14 protein-coding genes are annotated in these 16,573 nt (G+C 70.2%); 5 read left to right on the plus strand and 9 right to left on the minus strand.

Translation table 11 applies throughout. The annotated features are described in order from the left end of the window. The first annotated feature begins 18 nt into the window (after positions 1–18). Positions 19–249, plus strand: a complete 231-nt coding sequence (locus BO221_RS05400) for a twin-arginine translocase TatA/TatE family subunit (RefSeq protein WP_073559176.1) — start codon at positions 19–21, stop codon at positions 247–249. Here BO221_RS05400 and BO221_RS05405 read toward each other — a convergent pair. Beyond that, positions 246–1,004: a hypothetical protein gene (locus tag BO221_RS05405; protein ID WP_073559177.1), complete on the minus strand. Its 759-nt coding sequence runs from the start codon at positions 1,002–1,004 to the stop codon at positions 246–248. The two genes, BO221_RS05400 and BO221_RS05405, sit on opposite strands and share 4 nt — an antisense overlap. Next, complete coding sequence (locus BO221_RS05410; RefSeq protein ID WP_073559178.1) at positions 991–3,225, minus strand: zinc-ribbon domain-containing protein; 2,235 nt, start codon at positions 3,223–3,225, stop codon at positions 991–993. Before BO221_RS05410 ends, BO221_RS05405 begins: the two co-directional genes overlap by 14 nt. Before the next feature lie 149 nt (positions 3,226–3,374). On the opposite strand from BO221_RS05410, the gene BO221_RS05415 reads away from it, so the two are divergent. Beyond that, positions 3,375–4,025, plus strand: a complete 651-nt coding sequence (locus BO221_RS05415; RefSeq protein ID WP_073559179.1) for a polyhydroxyalkanoate synthesis regulator DNA-binding domain-containing protein — start codon at positions 3,375–3,377, stop codon at positions 4,023–4,025. A gap of 128 nt (positions 4,026–4,153) precedes the next feature. Here the strand turns inward: BO221_RS05415 and BO221_RS05420 are convergent, their stop codons facing one another. Together BO221_RS05420 and BO221_RS05425 are read right to left on the minus strand one after the other, a co-directional pair. After that, the gene (locus BO221_RS05420; protein WP_073559180.1) at positions 4,154–4,966 is read right to left on the minus strand and encodes a ParA family protein; all 813 of its coding nucleotides are present in this window, start codon (positions 4,964–4,966) and stop codon (positions 4,154–4,156) included. Between the two features lie 10 nt (positions 4,967–4,976). Continuing rightward, entirely contained in the window at positions 4,977–5,279 is a 303-nt protein-coding gene (locus BO221_RS05425) for a hypothetical protein (protein WP_073559489.1), read from the minus strand. 164 nt (positions 5,280–5,443) lie between these two features. Between BO221_RS05425 and BO221_RS05430 the strand changes: the two genes are divergently transcribed. Together BO221_RS05430 and BO221_RS05435 are read left to right on the plus strand one after the other, a co-directional pair. Continuing rightward, positions 5,444–6,364 carry an ArsA family ATPase gene (locus tag BO221_RS05430; RefSeq protein WP_073559181.1) on the plus strand — a complete coding sequence of 307 codons (921 nt, stop codon included), beginning with the start codon at positions 5,444–5,446 and terminating at the stop codon, positions 6,362–6,364. Next, complete coding sequence (locus BO221_RS05435; RefSeq protein ID WP_073559182.1) at positions 6,361–7,533, plus strand: ArsA-related P-loop ATPase; 1,173 nt, start codon at positions 6,361–6,363, stop codon at positions 7,531–7,533. The genes BO221_RS05430 and BO221_RS05435 overlap by 4 nt, the downstream gene beginning before the upstream one ends. 91 nt (positions 7,534–7,624) lie before the next feature. Here BO221_RS05435 and BO221_RS05440 read toward each other — a convergent pair whose 3' ends face one another. After that, positions 7,625–8,119, minus strand: a complete 495-nt coding sequence (locus tag BO221_RS05440) for an endonuclease V (RefSeq protein WP_073559183.1) — start codon at positions 8,117–8,119, stop codon at positions 7,625–7,627. 192 nt (positions 8,120–8,311) lie between these two features. Between BO221_RS05440 and BO221_RS05445 the strand changes: the two genes are divergently transcribed. Further along, positions 8,312–9,442 carry a tetratricopeptide repeat protein gene (locus tag BO221_RS05445; protein ID WP_143195265.1) on the plus strand — a complete coding sequence of 377 codons (1,131 nt, stop codon included), beginning with the start codon at positions 8,312–8,314 and terminating at the stop codon, positions 9,440–9,442. Between the two features lie 39 nt (positions 9,443–9,481). On the opposite strand, the gene BO221_RS05450 is transcribed toward BO221_RS05445, so the two are convergent. The 4 genes from BO221_RS05450 to BO221_RS05465 all read right to left on the minus strand — a co-directional run bounded on the left by BO221_RS05450 (position 9,482) and on the right by BO221_RS05465 (position 16,454). Further along, positions 9,482–11,917, minus strand: a complete 2,436-nt coding sequence (locus BO221_RS05450; protein WP_073559185.1) for a PAS domain-containing protein — start codon at positions 11,915–11,917, stop codon at positions 9,482–9,484. 80 nt (positions 11,918–11,997) lie between these two features. After that, complete coding sequence (locus BO221_RS05455) at positions 11,998–12,870, minus strand: hypothetical protein (RefSeq protein WP_073559186.1); 873 nt, start codon at positions 12,868–12,870, stop codon at positions 11,998–12,000. Positions 12,871–12,919: 49 nt separating this feature from the next. Next, positions 12,920–14,497: a serine/threonine-protein kinase gene (locus BO221_RS05460; RefSeq protein ID WP_073559187.1), complete on the minus strand. Its 1,578-nt coding sequence runs from the start codon at positions 14,495–14,497 to the stop codon at positions 12,920–12,922. Further along, positions 14,472–16,454 carry a hypothetical protein gene (locus BO221_RS05465; RefSeq protein WP_143195266.1) on the minus strand — a complete coding sequence of 661 codons (1,983 nt, stop codon included), beginning with the start codon at positions 16,452–16,454 and terminating at the stop codon, positions 14,472–14,474. Before BO221_RS05465 ends, BO221_RS05460 begins: the two co-directional genes overlap by 26 nt. Positions 16,455–16,573: the final 119 nt, after the last annotated feature.

Consider the following 16,573-nt stretch of genomic DNA (forward strand, 5'->3'; position numbering starts at 1 on the left):
TGCTGCACTGTGCGCGGCATGCTGGGGCTGCGTACCGGGGAGATTCTGTTCATCGCGTTCATCCTGGTGGTGGTGTTCTCCGCCGCCCGGATGGGTCAGCTCGGCAATGCCGTGGGCAAGTTCGTCTACTCGTTCAAGAAGGCCTCGAAGGGCGAGGACCTCGTGGACGTGAAGACGCTGCCCCGCGCCAAGCGCGGCCAGGACGTGTCCGACGCCGACTACACCGACTCCGGCCCCAAGCGCGGCTAGTTCGAGCCGGGTACCATCCCCCCGGCCAGCAGACGCTCGGCCTGCTCGCGCAGCGAGGGGTGCACGGACGAGTCCCTGGCCAGCTCCTCCAGGTCATTCACGTTGAGCAGCGGGACGATCTTCACCCCCACCTCCGGTGGCAGGTACGGGTTGAAGACGAGCGCCCGGCGCACCCCGTGACGCGTGGACCAGCGCGGCGACTTCCAGATCTCCACCAGCGGCTCCGGCCGGGCCGGACGGCGCGCCGCCATGCGCACCACCAGCGGCTCGGTGAGGCGGGGGTTGAGGAGCGCGTTGCGCACCACCGCCGGGTTGCTCGCCGTCACCAGCCGCGAGAGCACGTCCGGGTCCCTCGTGAGCCGCGCCTGCTGCTTGAGGTGCCCCAGCGACTGGGTGAGCAGCTTCGCGTCCGCCTTGGCCGCCGCCCCCTCGTCGAACTCCTTCTGGGCCGGCCCCGTCTCGAAGAGGTCCGCCACCGACTCCAGCGACTGCACCTCGGCCATGCGGCGCATGGAGTCCGCGTAGGGGATGCTCGCCGCCTCCCGGCCCAGCGCCGACACGAAGGCCGAGAGCACGCACGTGGCCGGCTCCCAGCCACCCCGGGCCAGGAAGATGACCTCGTTGAGCAGCTCGTTCGCGTCGAGCGGATCCCTCCGCGCGAGCTCGCGCGCGGCGGCCTTGCGGACGATCTCCGCGCTCCCGCTCAGGGCGTGGAGCTTGTGGATGACGGACCTGGCTTCCTCACGGCTTGGCATCGCCGGCGCTTCCCTCCTTCGCTCCTCCGCTGGCGACCGCCGTCTGCTGCTCGAGCGTCACCTCGAGCCGGAAGTCCGCCAGATCCGAGGGGTACTCGTAGAAGAAGACGACGAAGGGCGCCCGGGCCCCGGGAGCCACTTCCTTGGCGGCGGCGTCCAGACGGGCCCGCAGCGTCTCGGCGTCCGCCGGGCTGGTGAGCTGGAAGAGTTCCTCGGGCGTGGGCACGGCGCCCGCGATGCCTTCCGCGGACTTCACCCGCTGATCTCCTTCGTACAGCGCGACGCCCGCCTTCACCCGGATGGCGGAGGTGCCACGGTTCTCCACCTCGCCGCGGACGAAGAAGAGGCTGTGCCCCGCCCCCGTCTCGTAGAGGCCGTTGGACAGATCCTTCGCCACCAGGGGCCGCGTGGGCGACACCAGCTCGCGCATGCGCTCGGGCGACAGCTCCATCCGCCCATCGTTGAGCCAGGCCATGGCCACGGCGAGCAGGCCCACCACCAGCACCGCCGCCACCATGAGCTGGGCGGCCAACGAGGCCAGACGCCGCGCGATGCCCGGACCCGAGCTCCCGCCAGGTGCCTGATCCACCTTGGGAGGCGGCGGTGCGGCGATCACCGGCGGCGGAGGCGCGGGTGGGAAATCCTCGAGGACCTCGCGGCCCGGCGCACCGCCCTCTCCGGGCCCCGGGAAGTCCGGGAACGGGTTGCGCTCCGTGGGCGCGTTCGCCTTGGCGATGGGCGTGGCCGCGACCGTCTGCGGCGCACCCCAGTCCGGAATGCCCGACGGCGGGGCCTGCTGCGGAGCACCCCAGTCCGGAATGCCCGAGGGAGCCCCCTGCTGCGGAGCACCCCAATCCGGAATGCCCGAGGGCGCGGCGGGCGCGGGGCTCGGAGCGGGCGCCGGCGCCTTCGAAGCCGGAGGCAGCGCCGCCACCGGATCGAACGCGGCGAACGGATTGTCCTCACCGGCAGCCGGCGCGGGGGCCTGTGCCGCGGCCGGAGGCAGTGCCGCCACCGGGTCGAACGCGGCGAACGGGTTGTCCTCACCAGCAGCCGCGGCGGGAACCGGAACGGGCGCGGCACGGGCCGGCTTGGGCGCCGGGGCCGGCGGCGGAGGCTCGAACGAGACGAACGGGTTGTTGCCCTCGAGACCCTCCATCTCCTCGTAGACCGGAGCGGCGGGCGCAGCGGGCAACGTGGGCGAGGCCCGCATCGTCGGCGCGTCCTCGGGAGGCAGGGAGAACGGATCATGCTCCTCGAGGGCCACGGGCGCCGCACCGCGAGGCGGCAGCGTGGGCGAGGCCCGCATCGTCGGCGCGTCCTCGGGAGGCAAGGAGAACGGATCACGCTCCTCGATGGCCACGGGCACGGGGGCGCGAGGCGCGGGCGCGGGACTCCGGGCCGGGACCTGCACGGGCACGGGCGCGGCGGCCTGGGCCGGCTTGGGCGCGGGCGGAGCGCTCCGGACGGGCACGGGCGTGGGGACCGGCCTGGGCGGCAACGTGGGCACCGGAGCCGGGAGCGTCGCCTCCGTATCGGTCGAGCCGAACGGGTCGTTCTCGTCGAAGGAGAAGGGAGCGCTGCTCACGGGCGCGAGCGCGGGGCTCTTCGCCGGCACCTGCAAGGGAGGGCTCTTCGCCGGCACCTGCACGGGCACGGGCGCGGCGGGCTTGGGCGCGGGAGCCGCGGGCTTGGGCGCCTGGGCCGGGCCGGTCGCGAGCGCTCCGGCGGGCTTGTTCGGAATGGGGGCCTTGGCGGCGAGCTTGAGCGCCTCGGCGGGCGTGGGGGTGTTCTCCCCCATGAACTCCATCAAGGGGTCCAGATCGATGGTCGCCGGCGTCTTCGGCGGCTCCATCGAGCCGATGCGCGGCAGCACGGAGGGAGCTCCTCCGCGAGACGAGGCGATACCCGGAACCGACGCGTTGGCGCTCACGGGCCCATCGAAAAGGTTGTCCAGACCCCCGGGGCGAGCCGGGGCCTTGCCAGCGGGCGGGGAGGCCCGGGGCACCTCGAGGGGCGTACCCGCACGAGGAGTGGCCGGCGGCTTCGCGGCCGGATCCAGGGAAGGCACACCCGGGGCCGGCGCGGCGGACGGGGAGTCCTCACGCGCGACCTTGAAGGTGTGCTGACACTTCGTGCAGCGGACCTTGACCCCCTTGTCCGTCACCTTCTCGTCGGGGATCTTGAACCGCGTCTGACACCGCTCACACTTGACGATCATTCAGGGCTCGGCCGGTCCGGGAGTATAGGCGCAGAGGGGCGTCATCGCGAGCATGCCTCCACCCGGCTTGCCCGCCCCCCACCCCTCTGCTACAGGCTTCTGTCCCACACCGTGTGCTCAAGCATCCGCAGTGGGCGGGGAACGAGATTATGAGCGAGCCAGAGCAGGCAGGCGTGCCGGGCAAGGAGCCCAAGGTCATCAAGCGGTACACCAACCGCAAGCTCTACGACACCGTCGAGAGCCGCTATGTGACCCTGGATGAGATCGCCGCGATGATCAAGGAGGGTGTGGAGGTCCAGATCGTCGACAATCGGACGAAAGAGGATCTCACCTCGGTCACGCTGGCGCAGATCATCTTCGAGGAGGAGAAGAAGCGGAACCGGATGCCGCTGACGGTGCTGCGGGAGATCATCCGGCACCCGGGCGAGTCGCTGACGGGCTTCATCCAGAAGGAAGTCACTCCCCGTGTGGTTTCCATCCGCGAGGAGGCCGAGTCGCGGCTGGACAAGCTGCTGAGGCGCGAGAAGGAGGAAGGCGCGCAGGAGGACGCTCCCCCGCTCGCCGAGGAGCCGAGCAAGCAGGACGAGGACAACGCGCCGGGAGGCCCGGCGGAGCTGCTCAAGGCGAGCCAGCGGGCGCTGGAGGACTGGCAGAAGAAGATCGACGAGCGGGTGAAGCACGCCGTGGAGAACCTGGCGGGCAACCTGCCGGCGCTGGGCCGCGACATGGCGGTGCTGACGCAGCGGCTGGAAGAGCTCGAGAAGAAGCTGGACGAGCTCGAGAAGAGCAAGCAGCAGTAGCACCCTCCCCGCCCAGTCTCCCCTCACCGCCAAACACCCTCTCCCCCTGGGAGAGGAGCCCCCCGTCGTTCAAAGGGGGGGCAAGCCCCCCCGGGGTGAGGGTATCGAGGCTCGCGGGTTGCCCCCTGTTACGCCCCGCTGGCGGCCTTCTTCCCGCGCTTCGAGGCCTTCGCGGGCGCCCCGTCGAAGATCTCCGTGGCGATGGCGGCGAGCATCCGGGCGCCGGTGCTGCTCGGGGCGTACTCCCAGATGGTCTTCCCGTGGCTCTGCGCCTCGTCCACCTTGACGTTGTAGCCGAGCGGCGTGGCGGCGAGGGTCTCGGGGAAGTAGGCCTTGAGGCGCTCGAGAATGGCGGTGGCGAGCGCGGTGCGCCGGTACAGGGTGGGCACCACCTTGGTGATGCGCAAGCCGGGACGGCCCTCGGTCTCGGCGACCTGACGGACGGTGTCGGCCACCTCGGCGCAGCCATCGAGCGCGAAGTACGTGAGGGCCACGGGCACCACCACCTCGGTGGCGGCCACGAGGATGTTGCGCGTGGTGATGCCCATGGACGGCGGCGCGTCGAAGACGATGGCGTCGAAGCCGGCGGCCTCCGCGGCCTCGAGCCGCCCGGCGAGCCGGTGTGCACGCCGCTCGTCCTGGGCCACCACCAGGGGGAAGTCCGCCATCTCCTTGTAGGCGGGCAGGACGGACAGGCCCTCGACGGCCGAGGGCTGGACCACGTCCTCCAGGCGCACGGCCGGATCGGTGAGCAGGTGGAAGACGTTGCGCGGCAGGGTGCGCACGTCCAGGCCGAGCGACTTGCCCGCGTGCCCCTGCGTATCCAGGTCCACCAGCAGGACCTTCAGTCCGCGGTCCCGCGCGAGCCACGCCGCGGTGTTGACCGCCAGCGTCGTCTTGCAGGTGCCACCCTTCTCGTTGATGAAGGCGATGCGCCGCATGGAGGGCCCTCTACTTCTTCTTGGCCGCGGCCGTCAGCGTGTCCAGCTTGGACTCCACCGAGGACAGCAACCGCTCCAGGTCATCCACCTTGTTGCGCAGCTGCTCCACGTCCGCGCTGGAGGGCAGGTTCATGGCCGACAGCGCCGAGCGCAGCGCTCCATCCAACGTGCCCTTGGCCGCCAGCGTGCGCGCCACCACCGTCTGCACCGCCGCCACGAACTTCTCGTTGGACATCAGTTGCTGCGCCAGCTTGCCGGCGCGCTCCTCGCCGGTCTCGACGAGCTTCTTCACCACGGGGTTGTCTTTGAGCATGGGGGTGTCCATCAATCCGCGCGATTCGACACGGGGGACGCGGAAGGTTCTGGAGAAAACGCGCGAACTCTGGAAGGACACGACGCGACGTGTCAAGCGATGGGTTCCAGATGACAGAGCGCGTTGACAGGGGGGAGGGGCATCCCTACGGTTCGCCGCTCCCGATGGCCGGCCTGCTCGACAAGAGGGTGTGGATCGTCTCTGGCAAGGGTGGCGTGGGCAAGAGCACCATCGCCGCGGCACTGGCGTTGCGCTCGGCGCGCGCCGGCAGGCGTACCCTGGTGTGTGAAATCAACACCCAGGAGCGCATCAGCCGCCTGCTCGGGCACAAGCCCGTGGGCCCCGAGGTGACGAAATTGGAGGACAACCTCTGGGCGGTGGACGTGCGCCCCCAGGAGGCCATGCGCGAGTACGCGCTCATGGTCCTGCGCTTCGAGACCCTCTACAAGACGGTCTTCGAGAACAAGGTGGTGCGCTATTTCCTGCGCTTCATCCCCTCGCTGCAGGAGCTGGTGCTGCTGGGGAAGATCCTCTACCACGCCCAGGAGAAGCGGCCGGATGGCAAGCCCTTGTGGGACACCATCGTGATGGACGCGCCGGCCACGGGCCACGCCATCACCTTCCTGCGCGTGCCGCAGGTGCTGCTGCAAACGCTGCCGCCCGGGCCCATGACCCGCGAGGCCCTGAAGATGCGCGATATCCTCGAGGACCCCGCGGTGACGGCGGCCGTGCTGGTGTCGCTGCCGGAGGAGCTGCCGGTGAACGAGACGCTGGAGCTGCACGCGGCGCTGCGCGATCAGGTGAAGGTGCGCACGCATGCGGCGGTGCTGAACGCGGCCTTCCTCGAGCGCTTCACCGAGGACGACCTGGAGGCACTGGTGGATCAGCCGGAGCTGCTGCGGGTGGCGCGCTCGCACCATGACCGGGCGGCGCAGACGGTGCTCTCGGAGATGAAGCTGGAGCGCAACCTGCACGTGCCGGTGTACCAGGTGCCCCGCATCTTCACGCCGGACTTCGACCGCTCGGCCATCGAGCAGGTGATGGGACACCTGGAGCCGATGGTGACGGGGAAGGCCGGGGCATGAACGCGCTCTCCGAGGCCTTGAAGAAGAAGCGCGTGCTGGTGTGCGTCGGCTCGGGAGGCGTGGGCAAGACGACCATCTCCGCGACGCTGGCGCTGCGCTCGGCGGTGGATGGGCGCAGCAGCCTGGTGTGCACCATCGACCCGGCCAAGCGGCTGGCCAACTCGCTGGGGCTCCACGCCCTGGGCAACGTGGAAGCCGAGGTCCCCGCCTCCGCGCTGGAACCCCTGGGGGTGAAGCCCCGGGGCCGTCTCCACGCGATGATGCTGGACATGAAGCAGACGTGGGACGATCTCATCCTCAAGTACGCCCCACCGGACAAGCGCGAGAAGATCCTCTCCAACCGCTTCTACCAGTCGCTCTCCAGCGCGCTCGCGGGCAGCCAGGAATACATCGCGATGGAGAAGCTGTGGGAGCTGCGCACGAAGCGCGACTACGAGCTCATCGTGCTCGACACGCCGCCCACGGCGCACGCGCTGGACTTCCTCGAGGCGCCCAACCGGGTGTTGGACTTCCTCGACAACGAGGCGGCCAAGTGGCTGCTCACGCCCGCGCTGGCGGCGGGCCGGATTGGCCTCTCCCTGTTCAGCCTGGGCAGCAGCTACGCGGCGAAGACGATCTCCAAGTTCACCGGCACGGAGACGTTGCAGGAGCTGGCCGCCTTCATGATGGCCATCGCGCCGATGAACGAGAGCTTCCGGGAGCGGGCGCGCGGGGTGCGCGAGCTGCTGGCGGCGGAGCAGACGGGCTTCGTGCTGGTGACGAGCCCGGGCCGCGAGCGGCTGGACGAGGTGATGCACTTCCACCGGCTGCTGAAGCAGAACGCGATGGACGTGGTGGCGGTGGTGGTCAACCGCGTGCATCCGATGCCGGGAGCGCAGCTGTGGGAGGAGATGCAGGGGCTCATCCCGGCGCGGCGCGCGAAGGTGGAGCAGACGCTGCGGGAGCTGAAGATGCTGGCGGAGCAGGACGCCCGGGGCATCGCCGAGCTGCAGGCGGCGGCCGGGAACACGCCGCTCATCCAGGTGCCGCGCTTCGAGCTGGACGTGCATGAGATCAGCGCGCTGTGGCGCACGGGGCGCTACCTGATCGGCGAGGAAGTGATTCCCGGCCCCACTGCCCCTCTCCCCCCGGGAGAGGGACGGGGTGAGGGTTCCAGTCCCCCGGGTTGAATCCCGGGAGCACCCTCCGGGCCCGGTCTCGCAAGACTTGTCCAACTGTTGGACAAGTTCGTGAAGAGCGCTCCCGGAAGCCCCACCTCCGTCACGAATCCCGGCACAACCGGTCCACCCGGTTGAGCAGCGTGGGAATCCGCGAGGCCCCATGCATCCGCCGCACGTACTCGGCGGCTTCGCGGGCCTCCACGCCCACCGCGGTGACGAACAGCGGACGCTGGCTCTGCCCGCGCAGCACCGGCACCGCGAGCTGACTCGAGTGGAACGCCGTCTTGGCCACGCCGATGACCGGCACGCGCCGCCCGAGCGCCTCGTACAGGTGCGCGCCCAGCCCGGGCCGCTCCTCGCCCAGCCACACGTACCCGTCGATGACCACCGTCTCCAGCGGCTCCTGAACCGTGCCGAGCACCTTGAGCAGGTGGGGCAGCTCGCGGCGGAAGAACTGGCCGGGCTCATAGGGCTCGGCGGGGGGGCCGCGCTCCACGAGGTGCGAGGCCTCGGCGGCATCGGCCCAGTCCCGGAAGAGCACACAGGCGGCCACGGTGACCTCGTCCCGGTAATCCACGTCCATGCAGGCCAGCATCGTCGCTCCTCCAAGTGTCCACGGCTGCGCCCGCCAGGCCGCCGGGCATCGAGCCATGCGGGCGGGAAACCCGGGCGAAGGTTAAGCTGCGCCCCGCCTGGGAACTCCGGGACGGCTCTTGCTGTCCTGGAGGCAGGAAACCTGGACGGCCCCTCCGGGGGCCCCTGACGACCTATGCAGCGGAGGACATACATGTTGGCCACCTGGCGCAAGTGGGTGTTGGTGGGAGTTCTGGGCCTGGTGGGGTGCCGGACGACGGGGACGGCGGTGCGCGAGACGCCGGAGACGCCCCGGCAGCAGGTGCAGTTCGACCCCGTGACGGTGACGGCGGACCTGGAGCTGGCCTCGCTCAACGACGAGGAGCTGTTCGCCGGGGGCACGTCGGCCTTCGCGGCCAACGACTTCACCAAGGCGGCGCGCTACTTCGGGCGGCTGGCGGACTTCCACCCCCAGAGCAAGCACCGCTTCGAGGCGCTCTACAACGCGGGCCTGGCCCACGAGCGGCTGGAGCAGTGGGAGGAGGCGAACCTGCGCTTCTCCGAGCTGGCGGACGCGGAGAAGGGCACGGGCGACGCACTGGACGCGGCCTTCCGTCTGGCCGAGACGCAGTACCACCTGGAGCGCTTCGCGGAGGCCGCCAGGGTGCTCGGCACCATCGCCGGGCGCGCGGATCTCCCGGTGAGCAAGCGTCTGGAGGCCCAGGTGCAGCAGGGCGTGTGCGAGCTGGAGCTGGGGCAGAGCGAGAAGGCGGAGAAGACGCTGCGGCAAGCGCTCTCCACGTATGAGGCCCTGGCGGACAAGGACGAGATCGAGGACTACTTCCCGGCGCAGGCGCACTTCTTCATCGGGGAGATCTACCGGCAGCACTACGACCAGGTGAAGCTGGACCCGGCCAAGGGCAGTGACGCGCTGGCCAACGACCTGAACTACAAGGCCGAGCTGCTGCTGTCGGCACAGGGCAACTACCTGCGCGCCATCCGGGTGGGCAACGGGCACTGGGCAACGGCGGCCGGGTCGCAGATCGGCTCGATGTACGAGAACCTCTACGAGCACCTGGTGAACTCGCCGGCCCCGGCGGAGCTGGACGCGGAGGAGGCGGCCATCTACCGCGAGGAGGTGCGCAAGAAGGTGCGGATCCTCCTCACCAAGTCCATCAACATCTACGAGCGCACGTTGGAGGCGGCCGAGCGCATCGGCTCGCAGAACACGTTCGTGGACAAGACGCGGCAGAGCCTGGAGAAGATGAAGGCGCTGCTGCTGGCGGACACGGAGTCGGCGCCCGTCCCCGAGGACGAGCCCACCCCGTCCAAGCCGCACTCCTGAGGCCATTTCCCCTCGCCCGAGGGGAGAGGGGGTATCCGGTCACATTCCTGAAGGGGTGGACGCGCTCCTCGGCAGCCGCACCGTGAACGTCGTGCCCGTGGCCTCCTCGGAGTGCACCTCGATGGTGCCTCCGTGCGCATGGACGATGTTGGCCACGATGAACAGGCCCAGGCCGATGCTGCGGCTCGCCGCGTCTCCTCCCGGCCTCCCCCGCGTCATTGGCTCGAACAGGCGCGGAAGCAGCTCGGGAGGAATGGGCCTGCCCACGTTGTGCACGCTGAGCAACACGGCGCCGTCCATCCCCCGCGTCTCCACGTGCACGGGCGTCCCCGGCGGGCTGTAGGCCAGCGCGTTGTTCACCAGGTTGGTGATGACCTGGGCCAGCCGGTCCCCATCCCACTCGCCCGTGCCCTCCCCGCTCCACACCACCTCCACATCCCGGTCTGGATGGGCGAGCCTCACCTCCTCCACCACCTGCCGGCAGAGGGAATGCACGTCCAACGGCTTGCGCTCGATGGGGATGCCGCCTCCGAGCCGCGCCCGGGTGAAGTCGAGCAGATCCCGGATGAGCCGCGTCGCCCGCTCCGTCGCCGCCGAGATGCGCGCGAGCCCCTTCGCCTGGCGCTCGCCCAGCTCCTCCTGCCGCAACAGCGCCGCCACCGACAGGGTGATGGCATTGAGGGGATTGCGCAGGTCATGCGAGACGATGCCGATGAGCTGCTCGGCGAACTCCGCGCGCTTCTGGGACTCCTGCTGCTGGTGCTTGCGCTCGGAGATGTCCTGGGCGGTGCCAATGAAGCGCACGGCCCGTCCTCCCTCGAAGAGGGCCCGGCCGATGGCGCGGACCCAGCGCTCTGGCCGGCCCTTCTGCCTCAACGGGCGGAACTCGATGTCGTACTCCCCGCCACTGTCCGGTTGCAGCGCCCACTGGACGGCCTCTTGCGCGCGCTCCCGGTCCTCCGGTTGGAGCGCCGCCATGAAGCCCTCGTACGTCACCTCGGGCGTCAGGGGCAGCTCGAAGAGCGCCTTGCACCGCTCGTCCCAGCGCAGGATGCCCGTCACCGGATAGAAGTCCCACGTCCCCAGCTCCGCCGCGCGCACCGCCAGCCGCAGCCGCTCCTCGCTCACCCGGAGCGCCTCGCTCGCCGCCTTGCTCGCGGTGATGTCCTGCATCGCCCCCACCATCCGCACCGCCCGGCCGCTCGCGTCCCGCTCGACGAGGCCGTGGTCGGTGACGTGGACATAGCCGCCATCCTGGTGGAGGAAGCGATACTCGTCCCTCCACCGCTGCCCACCGCTTGCGATGGTCTCGTGGATGCCGTGGACGACCCGCTCGCGATCCTCCGGGTGGATATGGTCGTACCAGGCGGAGACGTGCCCGCCGAGCTGCTCCCGCGTATGCCCGAAGAGCTTCTCCACCCCCCCGCTCCAGGTGACGGTGTCCGTCTGGAGATTCCACTCCCAGATGGCGTCGCTGATGGCCGCGGTCGCCAGCCGGTGGAACGTCTCGGACCTGGCCAGCCGCTCGTTGGCCTGCCGGAGCTGCTGGAGCAGGAGCGCCTTCTGGATGATGCCGGAGAGGTACTCCACCAGCGTCTCGAGGTAGCGCCGGGCCTGGGGCTCGAAGGGCCGGATCTCCGCGACCCCCAGGTAGAGCACCCCGAGCAGCTTGCCGTGCGGCCACAGCCTGGCCCCCAGCAGCGAATGCAGGCCACTGAGGCGCACGCCCTCGGACACCTCGTGTCCGGCTCCCGCCGCGTCCGGCAACTCCAGCGGCTCCTCGGAGGCGGCCAGTCTGGCCACGAAGGAGGACCCGTCCAGCGGAACGGGCCCGGTCTCGGTCCGCGCGTTCCACTGGCCCGTGAACATGGTGGGAAGGAGCGTCCGGCCGTCCGCGGCCATGAGCAGGAGCGCGGCCCCCTGCGCCCGCATGGCCTCCCGCACCACCTCCACCAGGGCGCCCAGCCGCTCATGCAGGGGGATGAAGTGCTCGCCGTCTCCCATCACCTCGCTCGCCAGCGCGTTGAGGCGATTCAGGAAACGCTTCTCCCGCTGCCGGTCCTCCAGGGAGTAGCCACTGAAGGTGACAATCACCTGGTCCATCGCTCCCTGGAGCTCCTCGAACAGGAGCCGCGTGTCCTCCAGCGTGGGCTGCTGCTCCAGTGGAAGCCCCTCCCAGAGGCCCGAGATGAGACGGCCCATGAGGACGTACTCGTCCGTCACCTCCTCCTGGTTGAAGCCCAACCGCACGCGCTGGCTGATGTGGGTCCCCTCCAGCCGCGACCTCGTCTTCGCGGGATCGTCCCGGCGGCCCTGCCGGGAGATGGCCGCCAGCGCCGAGAGGAACTCGGGAAAGCTGTCCGTCAGCTCGTTCGGACCAAACCCCCGGGCAGACTCCCACTGGCTCAACTCCCGGATGTAGCGCTCGATGAGCTGCTGCCGGTTCCTCTCGATGAACTCCGCGACCGTCGTCATGCCCTGGGCCTTCCTCGCGCCCTGAAGGTGCGGAAGACCCACGGCTCACGCCAGCACGGAGATGGGAGGGCGTTGTCCTTTCAACGCGCTCCGGCCGTGGGAGCCTCGCTCATGGGCTCTGGCGAGGACAGCAGGAAGCTGGCGCCGAGCAGCACCCCCGCCGCCCCGGCGAGCACGCCCGAGAGCAGCAGCTGGCGGTTGGCGCCATCCCTCAGCTGGGTCGCCTGCGCGTAGGTCCACTTGGAATCGCCGGACGGCAGCTCCTGCTGAAGCTCCGAGGCCTGAAGCAACCCGCTCACCAGGAAGAAGAGGGCGGTCCCTCCGGCCACCGCGGCGCCACCCCGGGTGAGGTACACGGGCAGCCGCGAGGGCTGGGCGGTCCCGGCGAGGGCGGGAGACGGCGCCTCCGCTGGCGAGGGCGTGAGCACCACGGCGCCGGGCTGCGTGGGCGCATCCGAGGACAGGGGCTCCTCGAAACCGGGCAGCGCCGAGAGGCTCTTCTGGATCTCCTGGCTGACGTCCCGGAAGGCGCTGTCCAGCTCCTCCACCCGGGCGCCCGGGACGGTGTAGCTGCGCCTCAGGATGATCCGGCCCTGGCGGGAGTCGAGCAGCATGACGCGCATGGGCAGATCATCGAAGACCTTGCTCGAGTCGAGCGCCACCACCGCCCCCACCCCGAGCGCGCGCCCGCGCTCCGCGAGACACTCGGGCTTGACCTGGCAGCGCTCGGGGCGCCGCTCGGGACCGAGCCGGGAGATGGCCTCGTCGGGACTCAGCGCCACCGGCACCCGCGCGTCCTGGAGCGCCTTGGACAACCGCTCCGCCAGCGCCACGGTCTCGATGGGCGTGAGCCCCTCGCTGCGCGAGCTCATCACCACCACCCCACGCGACAGGGCCGCCTCCTGAGGAGCGGCGGTCTGCGCGGCGACCAGCGCCAGCACCAACGAGAGCATGGGCGCATGGTGGCACACGCCGCGCTCGCACTGTCAAGGTACGGGGCCCTCAGTTCCTCGGGAGGAATTGACCCGTCCACCGGTCGAGGCTGATCAGAACCCGCCTGCGTTCCTCGGGCGTATCCGCCTTCTCGGCCATGTCCCGCGCCTTCTCCAACAGGGCGAGTGCCTGCTCCCGCTCATCGTCCGGAAGCCCGGCCGAGCGCAGCCGCTTCTCCAGGCGCTCGATGCGCGCGAGCAACGGGTTGCGCTCGGTGCGTCCCCTGGGTGGGCCGCGCACCTGGGCTGTGTTGCTCGAGGGCCGGGTGTCCGGAGCCGGCCCGGAAGGAGACTCTGGGGGAGTCAGCGGCTCGGGAGAGAAAGGGGCGGGCTCGGCGGCAGGCACCGGCTCGGCGGCGGAGGCCACGGCCACGGCGGGAGGCGCGGCGGGGGGCGGCTCCACCACGGCCGGGGCGCGGGCCTCGACGACGGGAGGGGCCACGGGTGGCGGCTCCGAGCGCGGGAAGTAGAACAACCCCGCCCCCAGCGTGAGCAGGAACCCTCCGGCCACGGCGATCAGCGGAGCCCGGGACCGGCGAGCCACCGGAATGGCCGTCAGCGAGATCACCGTCTTCGCCAGGGCGGGGTGCTCCTCGGGAGGGCTCGGGGGAGCGGGGAGCGGCCGCGGGGCGGGAGGGCGCTTCGCGCCGCGCACGGCCTTCACCGGGCCGCCCTCCTCCGGCACCAGGCGCGCGAGCCGTTGGAGCCCGGCGCGAACCTCCTCCATCGCGGGCCGCTCCTCCGGCGCCTTCGCCAGCAGCTTCGACACGAGCGCCGCGAGTTCGGAAGGCAGCTCCGGCCGCAGCGTGAGCACGGAAGGCGGCGGCTGCGTGATGTGCTGGACGAGCAGCTCCATGGAGGACCGGGCGGCGAAGGGAAGCTGCCCGGTCAACATCTGGAAGAGCATCACTCCAAAGGAATAGAGGTCCGTCTTGGAGGAAACCGGCAACGCACAGGCCTGCTCGGGCGCCATGTACTCCGGCGTCCCCATGACGATCCCCTGCTGCGTCTGGGGCGTGTTCCCGTGGGTGCTGGAGGTCTGCTTGGCCAGGCCGAAGTCCAGCACCTTGACGTAGGTGCCCCCCCCGGGCTGCCGCACCAGGAAGAGGTTGTTGGGCTTGAGGTCGCGGTGGATGACACCGGCCTCGTGCGCGGCGGCCAGCGCGTCCAGCAGCTCCTCGGAGATGTGGAGCACCTCACGCAACGGCAACGAGCCGTGCCGGGCGAGGTGGGCGTCGAGCGCGCTGCCCTGCAGGTACTCCATGACGAAGTACTGCCGGCCGTCCGGCGTCTGGCCGAAGCTGAAGATGTCGATGATGCCGCGGTGGCGGATGGCGTTGACGGCACGGGCCTCGGCCAGCAACCGCTCCACGTGCTGGGACCGCTCCCCCACCTCCGCGCGCAGCACCTTGACGGCCACCTGCTTGCCGATCAGCGGCTGCTCGCCCCGGTAGACGATGCCCATGCCGCCTTCGCCGATGCGCTCGCGGACGACGTACTCGCCCAGTTGCGCCCCGATGAGCGGGTCGCTCAGGACGGTCTGCTCGAGCGGGGCGTGCCCGTCACTGGTGTTTGATGATCGTCCCATCGAGCCCTCCTGCCCAGACAGTGTCTCCCGCCGCCACCACCGCGTTCAGGGCGTGACCACCCGTCACGATCTGCAGGGTCCAGGTGTTCCCGTCCCACGTCGCGACGGAGCCATTGCCGCCCACGGCCCAGATTTCGCCCTCACTCCGTCCGGTGAGTGCGAGCAGGCCTGGATTGCCACCGGTGATGGGCTGCTCCACCCAGGAGCTTCCATTGTAGTGATGGATGCCTCCCCCTCCGGCCACGGCCCACAGCTTGCCCGAGGGGGTTCCCCACACATCGTTGAACCCAATCACCGGAGCCCCGGTCTGCTTGAGCCAGGTGCACGAGACCGCTTCACACGTGGGATCACGCCGGTAGACGTTGCCCCCGGTGCCCACGGCCCAGAGGTTGCCGGCGGACGAGCCCCAGATGGCCTTGAACTCGAAGGCGTTGCCGCCATTGAGTGGCTCCCTCTCCCAGGTGCCATTGGCATTGCGGCGCCGGATGACTCCACCCGGGCCCACGCCCCAGACCTGGTCAGGGCCCACGCCCCACAAGGCGTTCAGGTTGTCATCGGTCAACTCCGTCGTCCAACGGCCGTCCTGGTACAGGTAGACCCTGGCGCTGTCGCCGAGCACCCACACCCGGTCCCCGCTCCCCCAGATGTCGCGGAAGACGTTCTGCTCGGGAGGGAGCACCGTGCTCCAGCGCCCGCCCACGCGGCGCATGAGCAGCCCCTTGTCCCCCACCGCCCACAACCCGTCGCTCGAGGGCCACAGCCCGTGGATGTTGCGCACCACGCCGCCCGGGACCTCGGCCCAGGACGAGCCGGTGCGCTGCACGATGACGCCGAACTCACCCACCGCCCAGGCCTTCTCCCCCCGGCTCCACACGGAGTTCAGGACCTGCGCGGTACCACTCGGCTCGGTGCCCCCATCCTCCCGATAGACGGACCCGGGCTCTCCGACGATCCACGTGAAGCCGGAGTCATGCCAGATGCCGTTGAGCCGGGTGGTGGACGTCCCGATCCCGGTCTTCGTCCACCCCGTCAGCCCGCCCACCCGGCGCAGGAGAGAGCCCGTGCCCACGGCCAGGTGCCTCCCGTCCGGAAGCCTGACGGCGTCCGTGAGCGCGACTCCCGAGGAGTAGTTCCAGTTCCAGCGGCTGAAGATCGGGTCGTAGGTGAAGATGTCGCCGTTCTCGGCGAACACCCAGGCATCATCGCTCGAGACGGCCACGACCGCGGTGAGCGGGGAGCTGCCCGCGCTTTGCGTGCTCCACTTCCCATCGAGGAAGCGATGGATGGTGCCGGCGTCGCCCACCGCGAGCACGGTTCCGTCCGAGCTCCCCGAGATGTCATGCAGTGTCACCGAGCCGAGCTTCTCCTCCACCCAGCCGCCATCCTCGGACCTCAGCAGGGTGCCGTTGATGCCGGCCACCTGCCACCCCTGACCAGGGACCGGCCAGATGCCATTCAGGGTCTGGCTCTGCTTCCCGGCCCGGCTCCGGTTCCAGCACGTCCCATCCCAGGACAGCGCGACGCCGTTCTCCCCTACCGCCAGGATGTCGTTCTCCGAATGCCCCCGGATGGCCAGCAACCGGCTTCCCGAGGCGAGCGGGTTGTCCCAGCACCAGCCCCCATCGGAAGTACAGGGCATCAGCGCCGGCTCGTCCGGGCAGGTGACGGAGCCCGCATCCGAGCCCGCATCGGTCCCACCATCCTCGCCAGCCCCACCATCTCCGCCGCCATCCATCCCCGAATCCGGTTCCTCACCGGGCCCGGAACCCGGCGGGACACAAACCTCTTCCCTGCAGACGTACACCGTCCCGTCGCGGCCCACCTGCTCGCAATCCCCATCCGTCGCGCAAGAGAAGCGTTTGTCGGGCAACTCGATGCAGCCGGAGGACAGCACTCCCACGGCCACGGCCAGAAGAGGTGCCCAGGGCCACGCTCGCGTATTCGGTGTCAGGTTCACGGCTCCCGGAATGGCGGTGGGCGCAAGCTATCACAGCGGATCCATGATGCTTCCGGCCTCGCATCTGGACCCGAATACACTCGGAGTGCTGACGGCGCCTCCCTGGGAAAAACTCCGGC

The organism is Archangium sp. Cb G35 (assembly GCF_001896145.1).
Lineage (GTDB): Bacteria > Myxococcota > Myxococcia > Myxococcales > Myxococcaceae > Archangium > Archangium violaceum.